Here is a 23963-nt window from a genome sequence, read left to right on the forward strand (position 1 = left end):
ATTTCGGTCCCGCTCTATGAGCTGGGGCTGATTTGATGTGTGTTTTGTCCTATGTAAGACACGCTACACTGATCTGAAAACAAGGCTTTTGTCCAGCTTCATTTTGAAAAAGATGGGGTTATAATGGAATATACATTATCTTATGCAAGAAGAGAAACGGAGTGGACCTCATGAACCAGCGTATTGATCTGTCCCCAGAAGAACTGCAACAACTTGCGGGTGAGTTCAATAAGGCATCCCAGAACGGACATGATATTCTTACCCAACTCAAAACGATGATTGATCAGTCTGAGGGACAGTGGGAAGGGGAACGCCAGCGAGAGTTTCTCGGGCGTATGAATGACAGCATGACAAACATCGGTCATTATTTGCGCGGTTTACAGGAAACCAGCACCAGTCTTCAACAGACAGCGACGCGTTTCCGCGAAACGGATCAGTCACGTTAGGACTGATCCGTTTTTTTTCATTTCCTCATATGTAGAACCGACCTTTACAACTCGGGCTACTTACGCTCCAGTTCCGCCGCAAATGCCTCTTCCTCCTGATCCACATACCCTCTGAAAATGATCTCTTCGATATCTTCATGATTGAATACATACGTATAATCCGGATTAATGTAACCCTCAGGGTATAGACAGCCAATATAATCAAATTGACGGGGTGGTTCTGTCATTAACATCTGCTTGCGTCCATAGATGACAAGCTTCTTGGTGCCTTCTTTTAAACGAATAACAGACCCATTCGGCAGAAACGAAGCTATATTTTTTTCCAAAATGATCGCCCTCCTTAATTATGTCTCTATCCTGCAATTACCCCTCTGATTTGTTCATAACCTGGCGAAGCCAGTAATACCGATGCAAGTCCATAATGAAGTGAAACACGACAAAGGCCAGCATAATGTATACACACATCAGCACAACAGCCACAGTCTGCTGCGTAACAAAGGCCAGTGAAATATTGGCCAGAAGATATGCTCCGCCCGTAATCATCGTTAATGTGGCAACAGGCATACCCGGGCTTTTATCCCCTTTTTTCCGCTGAGGGGGCTGCCGTAGCTTACGCAAACGAAACTTCACGTATTGAAACAAGGCAAAACCATATACTGCAAATGATCCAATGGCGTACCAAGGTGTCGTCAGAGCAAGTGTCCCGTAGGCAAATTTCTGTATAATCACCATAAATCCCACAGAACAAACGATGCCAAATACCCCTCGGAACAATACATAATTCAGTTGGAGTCTGCGTGGGGCAGCAATAAGGGCAATCGCCCATATATTCATAAAGACTAGCGGTGGCACGAGAATATACGCATACATAGATTGGAACGGGACACTGAACACGGGAATGAGCAGAAATACGTTAAGAAAAAACAGAACCAGCGTACCTACACTCAGTCGAATACCATCTGCCGCATAGATGACCAGATAGTTCTCAAATGTTTCCCTTGGGTAAAGAGTGCCTTCATACATTGTAGAAACAACGACGTCACGGGCCGAGGGTTTTGAACGTTTTTTGTTCGCCATTTATTTAAACCACCCCGCCACTGTGGACCAGGCTTTCTTCGCACCATGCTTAACAACATCCTTCACCGAATCATCCTTCCCGTCACCGTCCAAATCCATATTCATCGTAACCCCTTCAGCTAGGTAAGTCAGACCTACGGAAACGCCCAACCCCACTGCACCTACTGCAAGCACAGGTGCCGCCGCAGGCAAGATGGCCGCAGTCAACAGCGTTGCACCTACCGTTGTTGCACCGCCTACGACAACATTCCCAATGATATCACCAGCAATTTTGTCACTGCCCGCGTTCTGATTGATGTTCTCTTGGGTATCTGTAAACACGTCTATTCCCACACTTGCCCAGCCAAGCTTGTCTGTCAAGGCCGATTTTACGGCATAACCAGGCTTGATCATAGAAGCTACTTCTTTAATCTGAGGAGTAGCCGTTCCATTGGCAATTTTGGCTTCGATATCACGCACATAATGGATTTTGTAATCCCTTGGTCTGCCGTTCGCAGCCTTATTGTCTTTAACTGAATCATAGCTCTCACGGACCAGAACGCGAGGAGAATTCCGATCCAATTGAGCCTTGATCATATAACCGTTCTTCACGCGATAACCCAATCTGGCAACTGCCGCTGCTCCTGTCAATGTTCCTACCGTGCTCCCAGGGCCATCAAAAGGAGCGAGTGGATTAATACCCGTAAGCCCAAATGTCCCCCCTGACTGATCCTCCTGTTCCATCTTCTCACGGGTTGTCTTTACATATGCAGCCAGCTGCTGCATGCTCTGTCCAGCCGTCTGAAACCGATGCTGATGTGTCTGGTACAGACCAATAATAGTCTGTCGATTCCCCGACTGCCAGGCAGCTCCCTGAATGGCATGTTGGAGAACACTGTCCACCTGTTGCAGTTGTGCCGTCACCTGTTCAATCTGCTGTGCGAGTGAATTCAGATAGTCTGACTTCATGACAATTTTGGTCAACTGGATTCCCCCTTAGTTTACATATATGTATGACTCATATCGGACTTAAACTCCGGACAGTACGGATAATGAACGCGTCGTTAGCAGAAACAGGCTTTGCACCAGTTCTTCTTCCGTTATCTTGAAAGCTGTAAATAGACCATTCTCTTCCCCCTCAAGGAACAACCAATTACCGTGGATACTACCTATAAAATAAATGGTTTGCGGCTGTCCTTCCTGTCCTCGGGTGTACACTTCATACTGCCCCCACTTCTCCAGCGTGGCAAAGCCTTTAGCCAATGTCTGCATCAAAGTCTGATCCAGATGCCGGTCCTCTTGCAAAATAGATTCGATCATCTCCAGCGCTGAATCGACCGCCAACGCAGACAGACGCTGCAACGTTTCTACCTGCATGGGTGTACGAATTGTATCCTGTGATTGAGGGTTCACATTGGAAGCTAATGGATCAGGTAGTTCAATCCGATTCCCAATGACCTGAAACATTTTTTCGAATTCGTCAAAAGAAGTGAGTAGCGCCTGATCTTGTGCAGGTTCCCAGACCCACTCAACCATCTGCATGCCTGACAAAAATCCATAGGTCACCGATGATTTCCCATCTGTTGCACGCAAATCTAGTCTGGTTATTGCACTACTGAGCTTACAGCCTGTAAGCAGGTTGTATATTTGCGGGTCTATGGTGATCTGTTGATTGTCCAATTCAATAATACCTTCTTCAACAAGACCTGTGAGAATTTGTTCATAGCTATGCTTGGCCTGTTCACCCTGTAATGGAGGGTCTTTCAGATCCATGAGAAGCTGATCCGCTTCCGGAATATTCATCAGTTGGAACAGCAACAAGGCCTCCCGGCCGCAACACTGAAACGATGTATATGAAGGCAAAGTCATTCCCCTTTTCCATGCTGTCAATTTAAAGAGGTCGGCGAAAGATTCTATTCTTTTATTGTAAAAGGAACCTTGGCTGGGCTCAATGCGCCCCCACTCCTGATCTTAAGCCATTAGGCCTGATTATATTTACCCAAAAAAATGAAAAAGGCACAGCAAAAATGATGCTGTACCGGAACTGCTTATTTTCTTTAGAATTTATTTTTATCAAATGGTTCTGGAAGCTTTAAGGAGTACACCATCGTTGATTTTCCTTCTTTCACGGGAACAATCACGTTAAGCGCACCATCTTGTAACATGTTTTCTGGAATCTTGGCTGTGCTAAATCCCCACTTCCTCTCAGGTATGTCCGTTAAAGATACTTTCCCGAGCACCGAAGTGTAGTCTGGATTGATGAACAGCAACTCTGTAATTGAATCTTTAGAGGAGGAAATGGTCAATGTTCGATCAAAATTAAGCACCACACCATCAATTCGGTCTGGCACAGCTGATTCCATCGGCCTTGTATTTACCGGATCTAATTGGTAACTCTCCCCTACCCGATCCATCCATCGTGCTCTTGCATGAAAAGGAAGAATTTTGGAATCCATGGCTAGATCAGTTCCCTTTTCTTCATCGCTCATGCTTAATTGTTTGTTGTAACCAGTTGCTTTTGTTTCCGACACTTTGAGCCCCAAGTCCTTACTCCACTGACCTAAAGGAATAAAAGTCTGATTGTATAGCATCAACAATTGTTTTGAAGGTTGATTCACACTGGAAGAACGCTGACCACGAGTGAAGGTGAGCCGATCCTTCCCGAGATTATATTGAATATGAAATGCTTTAGTGAATTCTTCTAAAGGAACATAATGCTGACCTTCCATATAGAAGGTGGGCTGCCCTTTATACTCCAATACACCCTGATCAGACTTAATAGCTACAGGTTCCATCGGGAAAAACACATTAGAGAACTGAAAAGAATTCCAATATTTTTTCCAGTCACTGTACGTACCATAATTCAATTTAAGATGTTTATTTTCTGAAATAACATATAAGGATGGCGGGTAAGAGCCTGGATTGGAAAAATACTGTTCAATAATATACTCATCCTCAGTAATCCACTGGATACTTTCGGTACGAGCGCGATAAGGAGAATCATAGGAACGAATCCGCTTAAGGGTCTTCAAATCATAGACTTGTACCTTGGACGACTCCATTTTACTATCCAGACCGTTCTCTGTGACCAGAACCAATGTTTTTCTTTCGGGTGAGATAAATGATTGCACATAGCCCACTCGCTCTTTAATCAGTGTAGTTTTTTTGCCATTTTTGGTTACAACCACAGTCCAGTCTGATTTCCGATCCCTCGTGTTGCCTTGAGAAACATTTAGATGAACATCTGCACTTACCTGAAAAGCTTTAGTAGACAAGCCCGTCTTCTGGTCGGGCTTCATCCACAAGTCGCTTACTTTGGCCTTCTTCCCCTTTATACCGCCATATTCAAGATAGTGACAATCTAAAGTATCTGTGCAATAAACCCCAAAATTACGGGTTTGTGGAATCGGTGATACCACATATTTGGTATCTGTAAAATCCCTTTCCAGCAAAAGCTTTCCGCGAGTGTATACTTTTTTTCCTGTGACCATGGAATAGTAGTTGGATTTAGGTACGTTTTTCTCATAGATCGTATAATATATTCCGATTTGAGGTTCCAAGTGGATACGGTTTTCACCCTCATGGACCTTGCGAAGTGTGTTCGAGCTATAGTCATACTCGTACAAAACGTAATAATGCTGCTTATCATCCGTGGCATAATAAGTTATGTATCCTTTTAACCCTGCTGGTGTGTCACTAACGATAGGATCATACTGATGGGAAGTTGTCGTCAGACCGGTATGTATTCTAGGGAGAATAGCTGGATCGGTAAAATGGTACTCATTTTCTTTGAGTTCACCAGTATCAAAACTCGTTCGAAGCGTAGTCACGGTCACCTCCGTGCCTCTGATTGCAAAACGAATGTTATGTTGCACCCGATCTGTGGATGAAATGGATCGCTCTGCGTTCTGAGCCGTTTGAGTTATTGAAGTGGACGCTGAGACTGTGAATTGCGACATGCTGAGTATAAAAATTGAAACTAAACTGACGATGAGCCATTTGGATACTCTGGACATACTTAACTCCTTCTCTGTGTAATGGATTTGGTTGAGACTCGTTAAGTATAGAACTTTTGATCTAAATATTCATTACTTTTTCTTCCATCTTCTGGCCCTAATGGAACATTCCAAAGGACAGCGACAGATCTATTCATTTATCTGTCAACTGCCCTTTAGAATTCACTAAATCTCTTTCTACGTATGGATGCTACCGCTTAATAGCTGTTTCGGTTAACCCATCAAACCTTTAGTTCAGCCAAACGAACAACCCTGCGATAGACCATCGCATCCATCAAATCCTCCCAGTCGAGTTCACTGGCATTAACGTCTCGATAATAGACCGCAGCAGCAGGCAAGAAACCAACCAGCGGCCCTGTTCCACCACATATCAGGCTACCACCGTCTCCGCCTTTGGGCATCACATCTCCAGTCGAATCGAGCGTAAGCTCATACTTGTAGGGGTCTCCGGCAAATTGCACTCCGAAGAAATTTGGCATTTCCAGATCATAAGGACGATCATCCTTTTCTTCAACCCGTACAGAGGCCGTCTCTACCGATCCATCCACAATTTCATCCACGCCTTCCAGACTTCCAAAGTGCTTCAATCTCATCGTATAGTCGAAGCTGTCACCCCAGGAAAATAACGTGCGACAACCGCCGCCATAGATATACTCCCATTCGTCTTCAGTCAGCAAACCAAAACCCGCCGCAGCTTCCTCCCTCACAACGTCTTCCAACTCTATTCCTTCGTTGAACCACAGGATTCGGACTTCATTCTCACTTTGGCGAATCAGACGAAACTGTTGATGCAGTTCATATTCACGGATCTCCGACTGCTTAAACTGCTCCAGTGCTGAAGGGAAATCAGGATTTTCCTGTGCAAATGCTTCCTCCTTGGACACTTCAATCCAGCCAAGTGAGATCAGTTCGCATTCAACAAGCATCGGCGCAATGTTGACCGTTCTTACAGGCGACATTTGACTCGCCAGAAACGAATCCACGTCCTCCACACCATACTCACTGACCGTTTCATGCAGGTCGGCTGATGTCTCTTCGTTCATACCATGCTGCCAACGATCCCAGCCGAGTGTTACTTGATCCCCAGGCACAAACACAAATCTCAGCCCATCCTCCGTAAATACACCTGTCTCTATTCGCTGACCAAACCGTTCAAATGTCTCGAGACCCTCATATACCATACCGTCTGGTAACTGACGAACAAGCTTACGCATCCAAGCCTCTTTGTCCTGAGCATTCAACCCCTGCCAGATGTCTCGTCTCAATGCTTCCATAACTTTCTCCACCCTCCTTATGCACATTCACTTTTCTAAAATGCTTTACTGGCTGGCACAGCACAATCTTACTTGTGTTGTTTACATTTTTATTTCTCTGCGGCCTGCAAAAGTTCCATCAATAATTCCTTCCGTCTTCCCTCGGCCTTGCGAGCAAGCGTTGAGAGCTTCTCCACTTTGCCAAAGATCGGATAGAGTACACGTTCCGCTTCATAATGCTCAAGTTCTTGAATTTGTCTAACCAGCAGTTCGAGTATTTCCTCATTCTCCAGTTCGGGCTGAATCTTCAGCTTCAGACTATCGGTCGAACGACGCAAGCTGGCGACTAACGCAGGTATGGCTTGAGCCGTGACACCCTGTTGTTCTACAAATGCCGCAATGAACTTATCCTGAATCAACTGATGCTCATCATCCACTTCACCCATGTAATATTCAACCAACGGGAAATACTGCTCATCCACAAGCCCCAGTCCAAAGGTTGCATAACTGCCCGGCATACAGCTTTTCTCTCCCTCGGTATCCTCGTAGAACTCAAACTCCTGGATAGCCTCACGCGCATACTCTTCCAGAAGTGGATGCAATTCCGGGTACTCCAGTGCATTGGCAAAGAATCGGTGGGTATCCGACTTCGCGAGCCCTTTGATCGGCAAATACTGCTTTACGCTGGACTTGAGCTTGATCTTATAACTTTTCGGAAAGCCCTGTTTCAATAAATGAGTGATAAAGGTAAGTGCCTGTTGATAGGCACCAGCCCCTTCCTTACGAATGTGAATGGTCATCAGAGCAAATACATCATTTGCTTTGCATTCTACTTCTTCCGTTTTCACATGAATGTCGTCCTTCGCATACGTTCCGCTACCTTCTGTCATCATACGTGCCGCACGTTTGCTACCGAGTTGCTTCGCGAGTTCCAAGAAAGTCAGACCTCTGGGTTTGCTATAACTGGGCTCAAAACGTAGAATCATGACCGCCGCATATAATAGCAGATCGATTGGTTGAGTTTCGGATGTTTGCGCCTTCCCAGGCTCGTCCAAATGTTGGCCTTCCTGTGTCTCAACGTTCGACTCCAGTGTTGCTCCGGGCTTTAGTGAATATTCATTGGTACGATAAGGCGAAGACTGAACATCATAATACTGTGGCAAAAACTGATTCTCCGCCCATGCCGTCACTGCACGAGTAATCTCACCACGATGTTCCGCAAGTGCCTCCGGACGACCCTGATTCAACTCTTGAATCCGGTCATACTGCCCGATCGTCCATGCTACATCCAACTCCGGGAACAGCTTTGGATCGAGCAGATGACTCGTCAAAAAGAAGGATTCCAATGGCTTCGTTGGATATGTACTGTTCTCCAGCCTCTTGTCTACATAGGTATGAATACGCTCAAGGAGCAGCTTTCTTTTCTCTTCGTTGATCCATTCCAATAAAGTCAGTTGCAGCTTGCCTTCGGTTGTTGGGAATTTCCCTCGCAAGGTGAAGCGGTAGTCAATCAACGGAGTATCTGCCAGCTTGTCCAATCTTCCCTGAACAACCTCTACAAGCTTAGGCCCGATCTCGTTCCGTACCTGTTCCTCGGTAAAGGCTCCTGCCTGCTTTGATTTCACATCATCATCATCCAAACCCAGATCCAGGCTGTCTACCGTGGTCCGTCCAGGTTTGTAATCCAGTACAATATCATTAAAAATACCCATTTGCAGCGTGGTTCGCTTCACAACACTTTCCAAGTCATCCCGCTTTTCCTGTTCATCAAACCATTCATGGATCGTCGTAATCATCTCTTCCATCGCCTGATCATAAAGTGTACTCATCTGATCTCCTGCCTTCCCATGCATCTTATGATGTTCATCAACCACACTTGAACCTCTATGAATCCCGGATTAATCCGGGGCATCTATGTTATAAATACGTATTGATGTTCGTATATTACCTATTATTTTACTCTCTCAAGTACAATCGGAACAATAAGGCTTACGCACGGTTGTTCGCTAGTAAGAGAGATCTACGGATTCCTTTTTTTCATAACTATGTACGCTCTCGGCATGCCCTCGCTATCGTCATCCCCACGTTGTATAATCATTGTATTCCTTTTCAGGAGGTCTGACTAAATGAGCTACAGCAAATACTTCCCCTTGGAAAACTATTTGAATCAAGTTTCAATCACCCTTACATACGCAGAGCTTGAGGAGATTCTCGGATTTACGTTACCCCCTACAGCGTATAATCGCGAACAATGGTGGGTGAATAATTCCAATAATCATACACAAGCACTATCCTGGTTAAATGCCGGATGGAAGGTGGAAAATGTGATTTTAGGAAAACAAGTAACTTTTGTGCGTTGCGAGTCATAATCGATCTGTACGATATAGATTAATAGTTATAACTCCAAAGGTTCTATTTTTCCATAAATGTTATTAGAGACAAAAAAAGCAGGGCAGACTGATGAATTCATCAGTTCTCCCCTGCTTTGTAAATTAATTAACTGTCTTATACCACTCGTTCACTTCGGCGGTAATATCATCCCCGCCCATGGACTTCCACTTCGTCACAAACGCATCAAATTCCTCAATGCCTACCTGACCATAGATGATCTTGCTGAACGTATCTTTCTCCAACTTGTCGATTGCGTCCTTCTTCATTTTCATCGTCTCGGTTGGTGCCCCGGTGAACTTATTCTTAATGGCGTTATCTTTATTCGCAACGACCACCTCAGCGGCTACAAACACTTCCGGTTTGTTGGCAATCTTCGTATTTTTCTCAAAAGGAGTCTCCGGTTCCTTGCCCTTCGCAAGTTCCGCCAGTGTATCCATCATGAGATTCGGAATCCGTGCACCATCATACGTAATCGTATATTTGAGTGGTGATACGCCGTCCTTCACTTCAGCTTCACCAACGACTTTGCCATCCACGATGTCATAATCATATCCTTGTGCGAAGCCATGTTCGAACTCGCTGCCCACTTCCGGATTAGCAAAGTTGTCGAACAGATAATTTTGGTACGTGAAGAAAATCTCCGGGTTCGCCATGTCTTTGTTAATCAGTACAACGCCGTTACTTGCACCAGAACCATGCTGGTGGCTCTCACCTGTTGGTCCTGTAGGTAAAGCAATGGCCTTGTACGTGGCACCGTCCACATTTTTCTTCACATCATCAATCGGCCAGTTTGGCATCCAGTGTGGTCCCACGATAATGCCAGCTTTACCTGCGGTGAACAATTCTGCTGCCTTGATCTCGTCATAGACGCCTGCTTCTTTGGGCAGGTAACCTTTGGACAACCAATCTTTCATCGTTGCAAGCCCATCCTTCACACCTGGCTGAATGGAGCCATATTGCAGTGTTCCGTCTCCGGCATCATTCCACTGTCCAGGCATGGTGTTGTACATGCCGAAGATCCAGCCGGATTCCGTCATCCAGGTATTGAGCGCATTTTTCATGCCCACGGTCAGACCATACGTATCTTTCTTGCCGTTCCCATCCGGGTCTTGATTTGTAAAAGCATCCATGACCGTAACCAGCTCATCCATGGTTTTTGGTTCTTCCAGTCCCAGCTTCTTCAGCCAGTCTTCCCGGATAAACATGACCGAATCGCCGTTGTAGGCATAATCGAAGATTGGAATGCCATAACGCTCGCCCTCATACATGTATGGATACCATTCCTCGGATGCTGATTCGGATGCCTGTTTCCATGTGTCCGAAGCGTATTTGTCAAACAACTCGCCTGCATTGGCAAATTTGCCGGACTCAATTAATTCCCGGACCAGATTGTAGTCTCCCCGAATGGAGACGATATCCGGCAGTTCTTCGTTAGCGGACAGAGACAAGCGTAATTTCGTGTAAAATGCATCATTGGTCACCGATACAGCCCACGGTGTGGTCAGATCGATGCCAAGCCGTTCCTTGGCCCATTTGGTATGCACATTGTTCTGGGCTGTTTCCCCGTTCTTGAATTTCGTATCATCATTCCAGGCCCGCAAATAACTCATCTGTACCGCCGGTTCATACTTCCCATCTTGCAGAGCAAGTGGTGCAGCGGCTTCCTTCGCCGTTTCTTCCTTAGCCCCCGAACTACATGCCGTTACGGCAACCATCGTGATTGCGAGCAATGCCGTCATCATTTTTCTATACATGAACTAACCCCTCCTCAGGTAACTTGGATACCCTTATGTGCCAAATGCACCTTACATGAAAAGGATAGTGCAGCCGGGGAGGCAAACATATATCACAATTTCAATGTTCATATCGATTTGTTAACCGTTCCGAAAATCTTGCGGGGTCAGTCCGTAATGTTTGCGGAACACCTGAATGAAATAAGGCGTGTTGTTGTACCCCACTTCCTGACCAACTTCATAGATCTTCATCGCCGTATGCTTCAGCAAATGAACCGCACGTTCCATTCTGGAACGGATAATATAATCACTAATGCCTTCACCTGTGGATTGTTTGTACATTTTCGACAGATATACCGGGTGCAGATGCACCTCTCCGGCAATGACCTGCAACGATAGATCCTCGCCTAGATGATGGTCAATCCATTGCTGAACCTGCCGAATCAGCGTTGATCCCGCATCCTGTCCCGCATCGCTGGTGCTCTCTTCCCACTGCTTCATCACAGACCGAGTCCACGTTTCCAGACTACGCAGCGAGATACCATAACCATCCTTGAGCAACTGCTGGTACTGCTCCCCAAGCACTTCGGCTAACTGTCTTCCTTCCCGATGAGCCATATAGGAGAATGCTGCCGCCAGATAATGAAAAGCCACATACACATGTTCCGGGAACACACTGTTCGACAGTTCGGCAAAGATCTGATCAATCTTGCGGTGTGCATCTTCCATGCGCCCGGCTTCCAATAACGTCGTTAGACCCGGCGGTTCATACAGCGCTGTAAGAGACTTCAACGTGGCCCCATTGGTTCCTGCCGCCGCATTCAGATGTAATCCTTTGCCCGCCTCGGCCTGCTTGCGAAGTGCACTGACGGCTTGATGATATAGCTGCGGCACCTGATCCGGGAAACGCCCCATACGACTAACGGACAAGGAAATGGTCGCGTTCAGATACTGCCTCACACTGTGGATCAACCGCTCTCCAAGTCGGCCCATTAACATTTCTGGTTCGGCCTGAGTTTGTTTGGGACTGGCCATGAAGACCAGATCATCATAGGCATCATCCGTATGGCAGAGATGATAGGTACTGCCGTAGATCTCTTCCACTACATTCGAGATGGCGTACTTCATCAATCGAAACGCTTTATGTGTAGGTTGATGGTCATCATACCGGATGAGCAGCAGTTGCATTTTATCCTGTGGACGGAACCCGATCTCCAGTTGCTCCAGCTTGCCTTGGAGTTCATCATCCGCAAATTTATGGCCTAACAATACATCCTTCATCAGTTCCGCCCGCTTCTCAGGCAGATGTTCCCTTACCGAATACATGGCCCGCTGATGCAGCAATTGTTTCTCACCCTCTAGGCGAATCTGCACTGCGGCCTGCTGCACGGATTCGATCAGTTCCTCATCTCGGACCGGCTTGAGCAGATAACTGACTGTCCCATGTTTGAGCGCCTGCTTCGCATAATCGAAGGAAGCATGCCCCGATAAAATAATACATTTTGTCTGTTCCCACTTTTGGCGGATGTGACTGACCAGATCCAGACCGGACATACCCGGCATACGGATATCCGTGATAATAATATGGACCTGATGTGATGCCATATGTTCCAAGGCTTCTTTGACTGAATAGGCTTTGAATACCTGACCAATCCCGTGTTCTCTCCACGGTATCGAGACAGCGATCGACTCTACTGCGGAATGTTCATCATCCACGACCATCAGATTCATCATGCGGTTGTTCCTCCTCAAACCATCGAATTTCTACACTAAGTCCACCATAGGGAATCGCTCCAAAATGAAGCCCCGACGACAGCCCATATCGCGTAACGAGACGCTGGTGCACATTCCATGTGCCTGTTCCAATCTCCTCACCCATCGGTTCATTGATCTCCCGTTCCAATTCCGCAATCTCTTCCGCTGTCAGCGTGACACCGTCATTGTCAACAAACAGGCTATATCTTGTATATGTCCGACCCTCAATATGTTCGGGTACCGCCATCCCCGTTACAACGACATGCCCACTGCCCTCCATCGGCTCAATGCCATGGATCACCGCATTCTCTACGATGGGTTGAATGAGCAGTCGCGGAATGTGGAGAAACATCAGTTGCTGCGGTACGGCGATCTCGTAGGTCAGCCGGTTGGTCCGCATCTGTTGAATGGACAAATAATGGTCCAGCAGCCGGATTTCTTCCTCTACTGTCGTCATATCATTCTCGCCCCGCGTAATGTAGCGATAGTAGTCTCCCAGACTTAGCGACATGGCAATAACCGCTTCCCGGTTGCCAAGCTGGGTCATATTTTTGATATAAAACAGGCAGTTGTAAAGGAAATGCGGATTGATCTGTGACTGTAGATGTTTCAATGTGGCTTCCCTTGAACGGATACGTTCCTCGTATACCTTCTCGATCAGTTCCTGAATCTGCTCTGCCATATGGTTGAAGCTCTGGGTGAGATACGCGAATTCATCCCGAGAGTGATCGACCGGAATCCGTGTGGACAACTGGCCTTTGCGAATCTGTTGCAGCCCTCTCATCAAACGATGGATGGGCACCTGAACTTTTCGATACAAAAGCAGTGCGGCCCCGATACTCAGCACGAGCAGTAACAGAATGGAGGTAATAAACATATTTCGGCTCTTGTCCATTGGGGTCAGCAAATCATCTAATACCACAGGGTTCACGTATACCGCTTGCAGTTGTTTGGAGTGCACGTAACTGACCAGATATTGTTTACCGCCCACCTCCAATTGATGATTGCCTTCCCTCTCCGGCCCGTTAAAAGGCATATCACGCATGATCGCTTCGACCAGTTCGGGGTCCGCCGTACGGTTCAGCAACGGATCGTTACCTGGTACCAGCAAGAAGGGATCTCCTCCCTGCGTTTCTTTAAAATCATCCAACATGGCAACCACGTTCATCGGGTCAAAATTAATCTCCATCACCGTTCGCACGCCTGTATTCATCGGTTTTTCATTCCACTCGTAGTTATCCGTGAAAAAGTAGGTGAAACTCCCCTTCTCCAGCTGCCATTGGCCAGGTTGCGGGAACGTCAACATCTTCTCATCGTAGACCGTCCGGCTGGACATGGTGGATAACACAAGTTCCGCTTGTGGCAGGACAATGGTAATATCGTTCTTCCAGCGGCTGGTGGACTGGTACAACGATAATTTGTCGAGAATATCCAGATAGATACTGTTCTTCTCATATTGGCTGGTGGAGTCCGTCATGTAACGGTAATGCAGGATACTCGGATCTCGCAGCAATGTCAGGCCATACAGCGAGAGCTGCTCGATATTTTTATCCACCTGCGAACTGAAATAATTGAACTGGTTCAGACTCGACTGTTGTTTCTCTTCAACGACCATGTCCACATTTGCCTGGTTCGCGTATGTATACAGCAGCAGAATGGGTACGAGCAGGCAGATTAAGAGAATGACCGTCTTCGCAAATACTGTGAATTTCATCGTTTCACCCTGTCCCTAAATTTGGAGTCGTTCTACACCGAAGTCCTATTTTATATTGAAAGCCCTTACAATTCTATATGATTTTTTGTTCTCCCGTTTTCCTGTGACTTGAAGACCTCTGTTTCCTCAACAAGTTAATATTTCAACATCCGCATTGAAATGTTGTTCTATAGTCGACCTTTCTCCGTTGCTATAATTCAGTTGCTCCACTCTGTACAGAGGCTTATTCGCCTCACTTTCAGGGCTGGACGAGATAAAGGAGGGACCCTGATGGCTATAGAACAACCGTTAACAACCAATACGCCGGTGCGAAAAATGACACCCCATCCACGCAAACGTACCCGCTGGAATTTCAAACGCACATGGCCGCTGCATCTAATGCTGTTGCCTGCTGTACTGCTCACTTTACTGTTCGCCTATGTGCCCATGGGCGGCATTATTATTGCTTTTCAAGATTTCAAACCGTGGCTGGGATTCACTGGCTCCAAATGGGTGGGCTGGGACAACTTCCGGTTCATGTTCGAATATCCCGACAGTGTTCAGGTTATCTGGAACACGGTGCTGATCGCTACGATGAAAATCGTGGCCGGACTTCTCGCCCCCGTGGTGTTCGCCATTTTGCTGAATGAGGTTCGGAACTCCACGTTCAAACGTTTCTCACAGACCTTGGTGTATCTGCCCCATTTCCTGTCCTGGGTTGTCCTGGGCGGCATTCTGCTCGATATGTTATCACCGGAAGGTGGGCTGGTAAACCAGGTGTTAGCGGCGGCTGGTGTTGAACCGATCTTTTTTCTGGGAGATGGCGACTGGTTCCGTGTAACGGTGGTTGTCAGTGATGTGTGGAAGGAGTTTGGATTCGGAACGATTGTATTTCTGGCAGCACTGGCGGGTATTAACCCGGCATTGTATGAGGCTTCGGAGGTGGATGGGGCAACACGGCTTAGACAGACATTACATATTACCCTGCCTGCACTCGTACCGATGATTATCGTGGTAGGTACGTTATCGCTGGGCAACATCCTGAATGCAGGTTTTGACCAGATCTTTAACCTGTACAATCCACTGGTATATGAGAAAGGCGATATTATCGATACCTTTGTCTACCGGATGGGAATTCTGAATGGCAAAATGAGCTTTGCAACCGCTGTTGGACTATTCAAATCATTTGTCGCGATGTTCCTGGTCATCTCTGCGTACCGGATGGCGTACAAAATCGCTAATTACCGTATTTTTTGAGGGGCATTTTGCATAAATCCAGACAGCGAGTTTCAATAAAAAAGATAGAGATCGAAATGGTTCAGTTCGTCTATATCTTATACACGCGAGCGATTCAAATCGAATTATGCAAAATGCAAAGGAGGAATCAAGGTGTATCACAAAACAACCGGGTACCGTATATTCAATGGTTTCAACCTGATATTCATCGCGGCCGTCTCGATCCTGTGCATCCTGCCGCTGGTCCATATTCTGGCGGTTTCCTTCAGTGGTAAAGCGGCAGCATCCGCCAATCTGGTAACACTGTGGCCGATTGATTTTACGGTGGACGCCTATACCAAAACATTTGGTAACAGTAACTTTATCAGCGCACTCTGGATTTCAGTCCAACGTACCGTTCTTGGCACACTGCTCAGTATGACACTTGTTTTCCTGACGGCTTATCCGTTATCCAAGGAGAGTCTGCACTTTAAAGGACGTTCGTTATATGCGTGGTTTTTCATCTTCACGATGCTGTTCAGCGGGGGATTGATTCCGTCCTATATTTTGATCCAGAAGCTTGGATTGATGAATACGATGTGGGCTCTCATTTTGCCGGGAGCGGTGGCTGTCTGGAACCTGATTCTCATGATGAACTTTTTCCGCAACGTGCCAAAAGAGCTGGAAGAAGCCGCATTTATCGATGGAGCCAACCATATCACAACCCTGTTCAAAATCTATCTGCCTGTTTCCATGCCCGCCATTGCGACGATCTCTTTATTCACGATGGTAGGTCAATGGAATTCCTGGTTCGACGGGCTGATCTATATGAATGATGCTTCCAAATATCCACTCGCTACGTTAATGCAGACCATAATTGTACAGCAGGATTTCTCCAACATGAATGTGGATGCAACGCAGCTCCAGAACATGTCTCAACGTACGGTGAACGCGGCTCAGATCTTTATTGGCGCTCTGCCGATTCTGCTCGTATATCCGTTCTTGCAGCGTTTCTTCGTAAAGGGAATTGTGCTCGGGGCGGTAAAAGAGTAAGGCAAACACACGGAATCCCCTCTTGGAATTCTTTGTTCAGAAAGATCATGATTTCAGTTGATTCGAGATCGTTCTCCCGCGAGTTGCATTGTTATATTCATTAATTAACTCATCCAGCACCATGGATTGGCGAATAACCTCCGGATGCCATAGTTCCGGGTATTGAGCTGCAATCTGGTAGAGCCTTTGCCGTGCATGTTCGATACATTCCTGAATGGTTTCCGGATTATGTACCATACTCCCGCCCCCTGTTGTCCTTGAATATCATCATCCAAAAAAGACCATCTAATATAATATTCGGAACAAGAGGGGATTTGGATTACCCCAAAATTAAAATTTTGGTTATTTTTTCTTGTAAAAGTTATGATTAGCGTGGATCACATGAGTTGATGTGCATATATGTTCAATACAAATAAACCGGATCGGCTGCGCCTGTCCGGTTTTATTCCTGCTGAGTTTTTCAATTTTCTCTATCATGCTCCATTCATCTTAATCCAACATCCTTAAAACGATTGCCTATCGTCTCTGGAAAGACATGTTTAATGGCATCAATGGCACGTTGTTCCGTAGCCCCTGCCTTCCGGATAAGCTCAATTACTCTTTGCACACATTCGGGTTCTCTCGAATCCCAAGAGATGGAGTTGTCTATTTCCTCAATGATCATTGTGTACAGGTTTGCGAGTAGCTCATACTCGTCTATGACCTGGTCCATTTGAATGGACAGATGCTTAAGTCCTGCAACATAAGAGGCAATATCCAATCTTGATTTGGCATAATAGCGAAGTACAGTTGCCGCTTGTTCTGCGTCATATGTTCCTGACTGCAAAGCAGCAGCAATAGCGGCATACGCAGCCGCTCCACAGGCGTAATCTTGGGGCGGCAGCATATAGTCATGGGTTTCCCATTTGTACACGGCCTGGATTAACGATTCCTTGCAGACTTCCCATAAATCGATAGGTGCACAGGCTTCCAGAACCTGATAATACCAGTAGGGTGTACTGTTCCTACCAAACGAATCATAGGGCAGACGAATGATTTCATCACCTTGACTTTCACAGATGAATAAGACCCGTTCCACATCATCATATCCAGTAACAATGACAAATTGATCGTGCCAGAGAATCGCACCTACGCCCCGGTCAATGGAAGCTTTGATATCCAGCAGAGCCTGCTTCTGATAGAGCGGAAAAGTCGGTTCAAATGAAAATCCACCATGTTGTCCCGTTGTCACACCAATGAAGTCTGCTGCGACAAAGTTCTCTGCCATCCAATTGTATGCGGAGATTGACTCTGACGTCAGACGCCGATCCACCACTAATCGGAATGCACTTGCTGTCATACCTGCAATCATGTGGTGTGGGAAAACCGTCCACTGTTTATGTAATAAAATGCGAAACAACGCATCTGTATATGCGCTCACACCGCTCCATGATCTATATTCATCAGCAAAACTCGCAGCTTGCGGGGATTGAATCCAGTCCTGCAATACTACTTTTGTCGCCATCATCCTTCACTCCCTTCCCCTCTCATCCTATCGTGCGGAATGTGCTCCCCACCGTGGTATAGTGGACCTTTTACGGTCAGGATACTTCCTGGATATCACTCGAAAATAATCAATGGCCTGCTCCTCCAGTGCTTTCGCCTTCACGAGTACTTGTGCTAAATCTTCTGTGGTGTCTGGTCGCAAGACATGTCTATTCTCCTGCTGAACCATATATCCTTTCATTTGGTCAATTAACGTCCCAAGCTGTTCATAACATGCACAAGCCTGATCCAGTTCGTTCCATATCCCTCGAACACCCTGCAAATACATCCTTATTTCGGTTCGCGAATGGCAGAAGGATTCCAAAATATAACCTGCACCGGTTTCATCGAAATCCCCACTCCGCAGGGCCTCCACCCACACATCATATGCCTTTCTACCTGAAGTAATATTCTGATCAGGTAACAGACGATAGGGAATATCCCAATCCTCAATCGCCAGTCGCAGGGATTCCAGCAGCATCTGCTGTTCAGGGATGCGGACCTGATCACCAAACACCTGACAATACCAAAATCCGGTAAAGTTTAAGCCGAAATTGTCATACAACAAAATCTGCGGGTCCTTGCTCCATCCGTCTTGCACATAAAAGATGCGGTCACTGTCATCATATCCATGAATAACACCAAACTCAGGAATCCAGTAAACTACACCAGTGCCTTCATCAATACTCCGTCTCACCCAATTCACTGCATCCTGCTGATAATAACTGAACGTGGAATGACGTGTACGTCCCCCATCCCAGATCGTGAATATCCCCAGGTTATCGACTCCAGGACGATGTGCTTCCCCCCATTGTCCATATGCTGTAACCGACATGGGAAGTAGTCTGCGATGCACCGATAGCTTGAAAGCCATGCCCGTATATCCGGCAAGTACAACCTTGGAACCTTGAAACTGGCCTGTATGGGTGAGTATCGCATGCAGACTATCCACGTACGATTTGGACTCCCGCTTCATGATGAGGTTATCTAAAATATTCTCAGCCAAGGACGGATCTTCTCCTCTCTATGCTGCTTTATTCCACGTTTTGCTTACGTTTTATCGCGAGCCTGTCAATTAATCCTTCTGCGCTTTGCTGAAGCTTGCGTCTAAGCCACCCAGGAGACAAAAGTTCCTCCCATTCGCTAACAAACAAATGCTGTAAGAAAGCATCCGTGTCATAAAATTCAATTGAATAAATCTGATCGTGCCTAGCCTGGATACGATACCCTTGCCATAGGTCCATTTGCTGCAATTCCTTCAAGCGAACCTCAGCTACAAACGGTTTACGCACAGGCAGTGGTTCTTCCCATCCACCTAAGAGGGTATCTGACCTGTACTCAAATCTCTCATCCAAGATCGATACATGAACAATGCCCTCCAAACGAATGGCCACTTGCTGTACAGGGTCTGCTTCATAACCCACCACGTAATCGGCGTTAAACTGGGATATCATCTTTAATGGACACAAGGAAAACTGTCGTTCTCCATCGTGATCCCTGTAATGAATATGTACTCTGCGCAAGTCAGTTATGGCGTGGGACAACAATTCAAAGAATTGCAGTTGCTTCGGTTGCGCCGAAAATACTGGGAGCTCACTACTTCCCATCTGTTGTTCCTCCAACGTAAAACGCTCCAGCAAATGTGCTACACGTTTCACCGCGTCCGATTGATCATAATCGTAATGCCGGTAACGATGCGCCAGATATTTCAGCACACGCTGCTCTTCTTCGGTCATATACAAATGGGGCAATCGAAAAGTCTGATCCTCATAACAATAGCCCCGATATTTTGCCATATACACCAAAGGGGCTCGCAAGGAACTTGCCATATATTCAATATCACGCTGAGCCTGACGACGGGAGATTTCAAATTCACGGGCAAGCCAGCTGCTATTCGGAAAACGTCCACCCCGAATCTGTTCGTCAAACCAGTGAATCCGATGCATGTTACTCATCTTCCCGCCCCCATCTCATCCATTCCTAATATATTCGATTATATCAAAAGACATGGCCCGTTCCGAAGAACAGGCCAGTTATGTTATACATGTGCCTTATCCACTCTGGATTGCACGGCTTTGGAGCATTTCTTGCATACTTTCAGACTTGTACCGTCTGTTTTTGTTTGCGTATACAACAATTTAATTCGGGTACTGCTACACACCGGGCATGTTCCCCGGCCCCTGGAAGGAAGACTCCACAAAACGCGTCCTCTTTTAGTTTTTGCCAATGGTTGTGAACCTCTTTTCGATATGGTTTGTGTGTTCACCGTTATTATATAGGGCATGGTACGACACAGAATGTCGCAGCAGTATTAGAGGTATTTCAGAAAATAAAAATGTCCCCTCTTCAACCTGAAGAAAGGACAACATTTAGGAAAGACCTGTGCTCGACTGAGCTGCGGCCTGCAATAACGGTTGCAGGAGTCCTGGAAAGCGCATTTCCAAATCATCGGATCGCAGGGTGAGAAAATGCTGTGTGCCCTGCACTCTGACCCGAATAACTCCGGCTTCCCGCAGAGTGCGAATGTGATGCGACATCGTTGACTTCACAACAGGTGCATGAAAATGACTGCACGGCTGCTCCCCGCTTCTCGCTGCTTCGGCAACAATCCCAAGACGGGTCGGGTCGCTTAATGCGTACAATACGGAGGAAAGTTCAATATCTGATACTTGTGGATGATGTAAAATCTTCATATTGTAGTCTCCTTTTTTCAGACTATCCATTGTATTTTAACACAGATCCATGATATATTTCTAATGTTCGACACCAATCGAACTTTAATGATTTCGTTATGTAACCCCTGCCTGTTTGGCACGGGATTGACATCATACTACATTTTGCAAATGTTACACACCGTTTCTGAAATGTTGCGAAATACACATCACTCTAGGAGGTTTTTATGAACAACACCGCAACCGCATCATCAGGGGAACGGACCGGAATACAGGAAGGATTAATCGTAAGCTTGCTTGGCTTCACCGTTGTACTCGTTGTTATGAATACAATGATGTTTAATCTGGCCCTGCCCAAAATTGCAGCCGAATTTATGCTTACATCCGTCGCTTCCTCATGGATTGTTACAGGGTATTCCATTGTATTTGCCATTTCCTCGATTACGTTCTCACGTCTATCGGATTTCATACCTATTCGTACATTATTCACGACCGGGCTTACGTTACTTGGTGCGGCATCGGTTCTCGGGTTCTTCAGTAATCATTTCATCATTTTGCTCATTGCACGTCTGATCCAGGCTGCGGGTGCTGCATCGGTTCCGGGGCTTGCCATTGTGCTGATTACCCGGTACATTCCACATGATCGCCGGGGTAAATCGATGGCTGTCATCATGTCCGCCAGTTCACTTGGGCTTGGACTTGGTCCCGTCATTGGCGGAAGTATTACACAGTTTCTGGGATGGCATGATCTGTTTATCGTTACGGGATTAACGTTATTCTTGATTCCTGTATTCTTCAAACTGCTTCCTCGGGAAACACCGCAAAAGGGTTCATTTGACCTGCTGGGTGCTGTGCTTCTTGCCATCGGTACTACGGGTGTGCTATTATTCCTGACTTCCCGTCAGTGGTACACACTTGTTATCGGTGCTGCGGCACTGCTTCTGTTCTGGCTCCGAATTCGGCGCGCGGCAGATCCGTTTGTTCAACCTGCTTTGTTTAAAGACAAAAAATATATGATGCTCAGCTCGCTGGGGATTGTATCGTACATTAATAACTTCTCAACGTTGTTCCTGTTACCTCAAATTTTGGCGCATCTATATGGACTGACACCTGCTCAATCGGGACTCGTCATCTTCCCGGGTGCAGTCGTGTCCATGCTGCTGTCCAACCGGATCGGCCGCATGATTGACCGACATGGCAATACGTTGCTGCTGAAGTTTGCACCATGGCTACTACTGGCAGCTGCCGGACTATTCGCCTTATTTGCAGACAATAACATCTACGCCATCATGGCCGTGTATGTCCTGCTCAGCGTTGGTTTCTCATCCCTGACCACCAGCGTATCCAATGAATTGTCTGGCAATCTGACCATGGATCAGGTGGGCGCAGGTATGGGGCTGTTCCAACTTAGTCAGTTCTTCAGCGGTGCTTTCAGTGTTGCTGTTACCGGCGTAGCATTAACGGCGATGCAAAACATGCCACTATCCTCAGCGTACACCAATATTTTCTGGGGCATGACTGTGGTCGCACTGGCATCCGTTATTTTCTCTCAGGTGTATCTGAGAATGCAGTCACGGAAAGTCACGAAAACAAGTCATCAGATCTAGAATTTCATCCTAACCTGTTATATCGCTATCAAACACAAGAAACCAGGTAAGGGCCACGACGGTCCAGACCTGGTTTTTCAATGTATATCAAAAAGGATCGTCAGCATTTCTGCAACGATCCGTATTGTCACTCCTCTAGTTGACAACAGCTCTGCTAATCAATCTGACCGGCTTCCTTCTTGTCTTTTATTGAACTAGTACTCAATACGTCGCTTTTGGAGCAAACTGACCTTGATTCTTTAGAGCATAGTCAAAAAAACGAAGGATGAGTTCATTTTGAGTTTCAATCGCGTAATATTTATCTATATTTGCTTTTCTGCCTACATGCAACAGGTCTGCCAATATAGGCGAGAATAAAGGTAGATCGGTTAAACTTAAATGTTTTGCGCCTTTAAAATGAACGTTGTATGCATCTTTAAAATTTTCATTCGAAATACGATTCGCGATATACGGAGGACTGCTGTAGAGCTGTATCCACACATCATCCGAATAAACGTTTAGAAGCGGGATGGTGAAAGCTTCGGATTTTGCATTTATTTCGTTCGTAACTTTATCATACACAAGCTCGCTAAAGAACGGAGCATCTATATTTACTACGGCGTTAATGTCATCGCGTTCTCTGCTCAGTGCCACGCTTGCTGCACCCCCCATAGAATGACCGAAGACACCTATTTTCTGTGTATCGATGCGTCCATATACAGAATCTTTCTTTTGCTCGGCTTGTTCCAGAATCGTATCCATGACAAAACTCATATCATCCGTTCTCAATTTCATCCATTTTTGAGTAAGCTCGTAAAACTCACCAAGTGAATAAACCCCATCTTTATTTGCATTGTTGACTTCTTGCATGTATTCGGGATTAATCGTCACGACTTTTCCATCCTCGGAAACGGTATAAAATGAATGATAGGGATGGTCAATCGAAACGACGAAATAACCATGGCTCGCAAGTTCTGTAAAGGTAGAAGTGTTGCTTGCTTTAATACCGAATGCTCCATGGGAGAACACAAGCAAAGGATAGGTTACGTCTGCCTGTTCAGGATACCAAAATTCCACGTTAACAGACCGCTTGTCTTTCTGATCCGTAAATTCTTCGATTCGATTCTTGTCCATATAGCTGTATGTGGCAGTAGTCACTACATACGGACCTGTCACTCGCGGCAACCTAAACTGTGGAAAAAGTAAAACAGGAACAAGGGTAACAACTACGGTCAGTGTTAACAGAAGGGACTTCCATATCGTAGAGAACGCTTTGTAACGTGCTGGGTTTGTTTGTTTGCGCAGAAGTGCAACTATTTCCTTGAACGCTAATATAAAGAGCAAGCATGCAAACAGCCCCCAAGTGTACTCCCATACGACAACCTTCCCCAAGCTTAGCATCATGAATCCTATAAACATTGCGATTCTCGTCCAACTCTTTATCTTGCTGCGGCTTTGCTTGGTTGCAATGGAATAAACCGCAATTGCCAGCTCAGAGACCAAAGTAACGACAAGTATTAAAATCTCCATAAGGCTTCTCTACTCCTCCTCCAACTTTTTATGAGTTCAT

At 46.1% G+C, this 23963-nt stretch carries 22 protein-coding genes; 5 read left to right on the forward strand and 17 right to left on the reverse strand.

The genetic code is table 11. The features are described from left to right. Positions 1-170: 170 nt before the first annotated feature. Positions 171-446, forward strand: a complete 276-nt coding sequence (locus tag AC1DE7_RS18620; protein WP_076212874.1) for a WXG100 family type VII secretion target — start codon at positions 171-173, stop codon at positions 444-446. A 56-nt stretch (positions 447-502) separates the two neighbouring features. Here AC1DE7_RS18620 and AC1DE7_RS18625 read toward each other — a convergent pair whose 3' ends face one another. The 7 genes from AC1DE7_RS18625 to AC1DE7_RS18655 form a co-directional block, all read right to left on the reverse strand. Continuing rightward, a complete protein-coding gene (locus AC1DE7_RS18625; RefSeq protein ID WP_340984213.1) occupies positions 503-772 on the reverse strand; it encodes a DUF4176 domain-containing protein in 270 nt (89 codons plus the stop codon). Between the two features lie 37 nt (positions 773-809). Further along, the gene (locus tag AC1DE7_RS18630; RefSeq protein WP_282322270.1) at positions 810-1469 is read right to left on the reverse strand and encodes a hypothetical protein; all 660 of its coding nucleotides are present in this window, start codon (positions 1467-1469) and stop codon (positions 810-812) included. Positions 1470-1523: 54 nt separating this feature from the next. Next, positions 1524-2486: a hypothetical protein gene (locus AC1DE7_RS18635; RefSeq protein ID WP_340984212.1), complete on the reverse strand. Its 963-nt coding sequence runs from the start codon at positions 2484-2486 to the stop codon at positions 1524-1526. Between the two features lie 45 nt (positions 2487-2531). Continuing rightward, positions 2532-3305: a hypothetical protein gene (locus AC1DE7_RS18640; protein ID WP_477534945.1), complete on the reverse strand. Its 774-nt coding sequence runs from the start codon at positions 3303-3305 to the stop codon at positions 2532-2534. A 254-nt stretch (positions 3306-3559) separates the two neighbouring features. Then, positions 3560-5518 carry a hypothetical protein gene (locus AC1DE7_RS18645; protein WP_477534946.1) on the reverse strand — a complete coding sequence of 653 codons (1959 nt, stop codon included), beginning with the start codon at positions 5516-5518 and terminating at the stop codon, positions 3560-3562. Between the two features lie 221 nt (positions 5519-5739). Then, positions 5740-6792, reverse strand: coding sequence for a hypothetical protein (locus tag AC1DE7_RS18650; RefSeq protein ID WP_477534947.1), 1053 nt, complete (start codon positions 6790-6792; stop codon positions 5740-5742). A gap of 89 nt (positions 6793-6881) precedes the next feature. After that, positions 6882-8600: a DUF6138 family protein gene (locus tag AC1DE7_RS18655; protein ID WP_477534948.1), complete on the reverse strand. Its 1719-nt coding sequence runs from the start codon at positions 8598-8600 to the stop codon at positions 6882-6884. A 297-nt stretch (positions 8601-8897) separates the two neighbouring features. Between AC1DE7_RS18655 and AC1DE7_RS18660 the strand changes: the two genes are divergently transcribed. Then, a complete protein-coding gene (locus tag AC1DE7_RS18660) occupies positions 8898-9140 on the forward strand; it encodes a DUF7662 domain-containing protein (RefSeq protein ID WP_036606815.1) in 243 nt (80 codons plus the stop codon). 123 nt (positions 9141-9263) lie between these two features. Here AC1DE7_RS18660 and AC1DE7_RS18665 read toward each other — a convergent pair whose 3' ends face one another. The 3 genes from AC1DE7_RS18665 to AC1DE7_RS18675 form a co-directional block, all read right to left on the reverse strand. Continuing rightward, positions 9264-10916 carry an extracellular solute-binding protein gene (locus AC1DE7_RS18665; protein WP_477534949.1) on the reverse strand — a complete coding sequence of 551 codons (1653 nt, stop codon included), beginning with the start codon at positions 10914-10916 and terminating at the stop codon, positions 9264-9266. Between the two features lie 120 nt (positions 10917-11036). Then, positions 11037-12629, reverse strand: coding sequence for a response regulator transcription factor (locus AC1DE7_RS18670; RefSeq protein ID WP_477534950.1), 1593 nt, complete (start codon positions 12627-12629; stop codon positions 11037-11039). Then, complete coding sequence (locus tag AC1DE7_RS18675) at positions 12604-14364, reverse strand: sensor histidine kinase (protein ID WP_340984201.1); 1761 nt, start codon at positions 14362-14364, stop codon at positions 12604-12606. Before AC1DE7_RS18675 ends, AC1DE7_RS18670 begins: the two co-directional genes overlap by 26 nt. Before the next feature lie 315 nt (positions 14365-14679). Here AC1DE7_RS18675 and AC1DE7_RS18680 point away from each other — a divergent pair, with 315 nt between their 5' ends. Both AC1DE7_RS18680 and AC1DE7_RS18685 read left to right on the forward strand, forming a co-directional pair. After that, positions 14680-15600, forward strand: coding sequence for an ABC transporter permease (locus AC1DE7_RS18680; RefSeq protein ID WP_340984894.1), 921 nt, complete (start codon positions 14680-14682; stop codon positions 15598-15600). Positions 15601-15732: 132 nt separating this feature from the next. After that, a complete protein-coding gene (locus AC1DE7_RS18685) occupies positions 15733-16611 on the forward strand; it encodes a carbohydrate ABC transporter permease (protein ID WP_036606808.1) in 879 nt (292 codons plus the stop codon). Positions 16612-16656: 45 nt separating this feature from the next. On the opposite strand, the gene AC1DE7_RS18690 is transcribed toward AC1DE7_RS18685, so the two are convergent. The 6 genes from AC1DE7_RS18690 to AC1DE7_RS18715 form a co-directional block, all read right to left on the reverse strand. Then, positions 16657-16848: an aspartyl-phosphate phosphatase Spo0E family protein gene (locus AC1DE7_RS18690; RefSeq protein ID WP_036606805.1), complete on the reverse strand. Its 192-nt coding sequence runs from the start codon at positions 16846-16848 to the stop codon at positions 16657-16659. 247 nt (positions 16849-17095) lie between these two features. Beyond that, positions 17096-18115 carry a hypothetical protein gene (locus tag AC1DE7_RS18695; RefSeq protein ID WP_340984200.1) on the reverse strand — a complete coding sequence of 340 codons (1020 nt, stop codon included), beginning with the start codon at positions 18113-18115 and terminating at the stop codon, positions 17096-17098. 27 nt (positions 18116-18142) lie between these two features. Continuing rightward, a complete protein-coding gene (locus AC1DE7_RS18700; protein ID WP_340984199.1) occupies positions 18143-19141 on the reverse strand; it encodes a cysteine peptidase family C39 domain-containing protein in 999 nt (332 codons plus the stop codon). Between the two features lie 28 nt (positions 19142-19169). Continuing rightward, entirely contained in the window at positions 19170-20090 is a 921-nt protein-coding gene (locus AC1DE7_RS18705; RefSeq protein ID WP_076319697.1) for a helix-turn-helix transcriptional regulator, read from the reverse strand. A gap of 83 nt (positions 20091-20173) precedes the next feature. Then, on the reverse strand, positions 20174-20362 hold the full coding sequence (locus tag AC1DE7_RS18710; protein ID WP_076253532.1) for a hypothetical protein: 189 nt from the start codon (positions 20360-20362) through the stop codon (positions 20174-20176). A 142-nt stretch (positions 20363-20504) separates the two neighbouring features. Further along, positions 20505-20828, reverse strand: a complete 324-nt coding sequence (locus AC1DE7_RS18715) for an ArsR/SmtB family transcription factor (RefSeq protein WP_282320173.1) — start codon at positions 20826-20828, stop codon at positions 20505-20507. 206 nt (positions 20829-21034) lie between these two features. Between AC1DE7_RS18715 and AC1DE7_RS18720 the strand changes: the two genes are divergently transcribed. Then, positions 21035-22414, forward strand: coding sequence for an MFS transporter (locus tag AC1DE7_RS18720; RefSeq protein ID WP_047841635.1), 1380 nt, complete (start codon positions 21035-21037; stop codon positions 22412-22414). Positions 22415-22615: 201 nt separating this feature from the next. On the opposite strand, the gene AC1DE7_RS18725 is transcribed toward AC1DE7_RS18720, so the two are convergent. After that, positions 22616-23923, reverse strand: a complete 1308-nt coding sequence (locus tag AC1DE7_RS18725) for an alpha/beta hydrolase family protein (RefSeq protein ID WP_340984198.1) — start codon at positions 23921-23923, stop codon at positions 22616-22618. Between the last annotated feature and the right edge of the window lie 40 nt (positions 23924-23963).

The sequence above is a fragment of the Paenibacillus sp. 10L310 genome, from assembly GCF_056395745.1.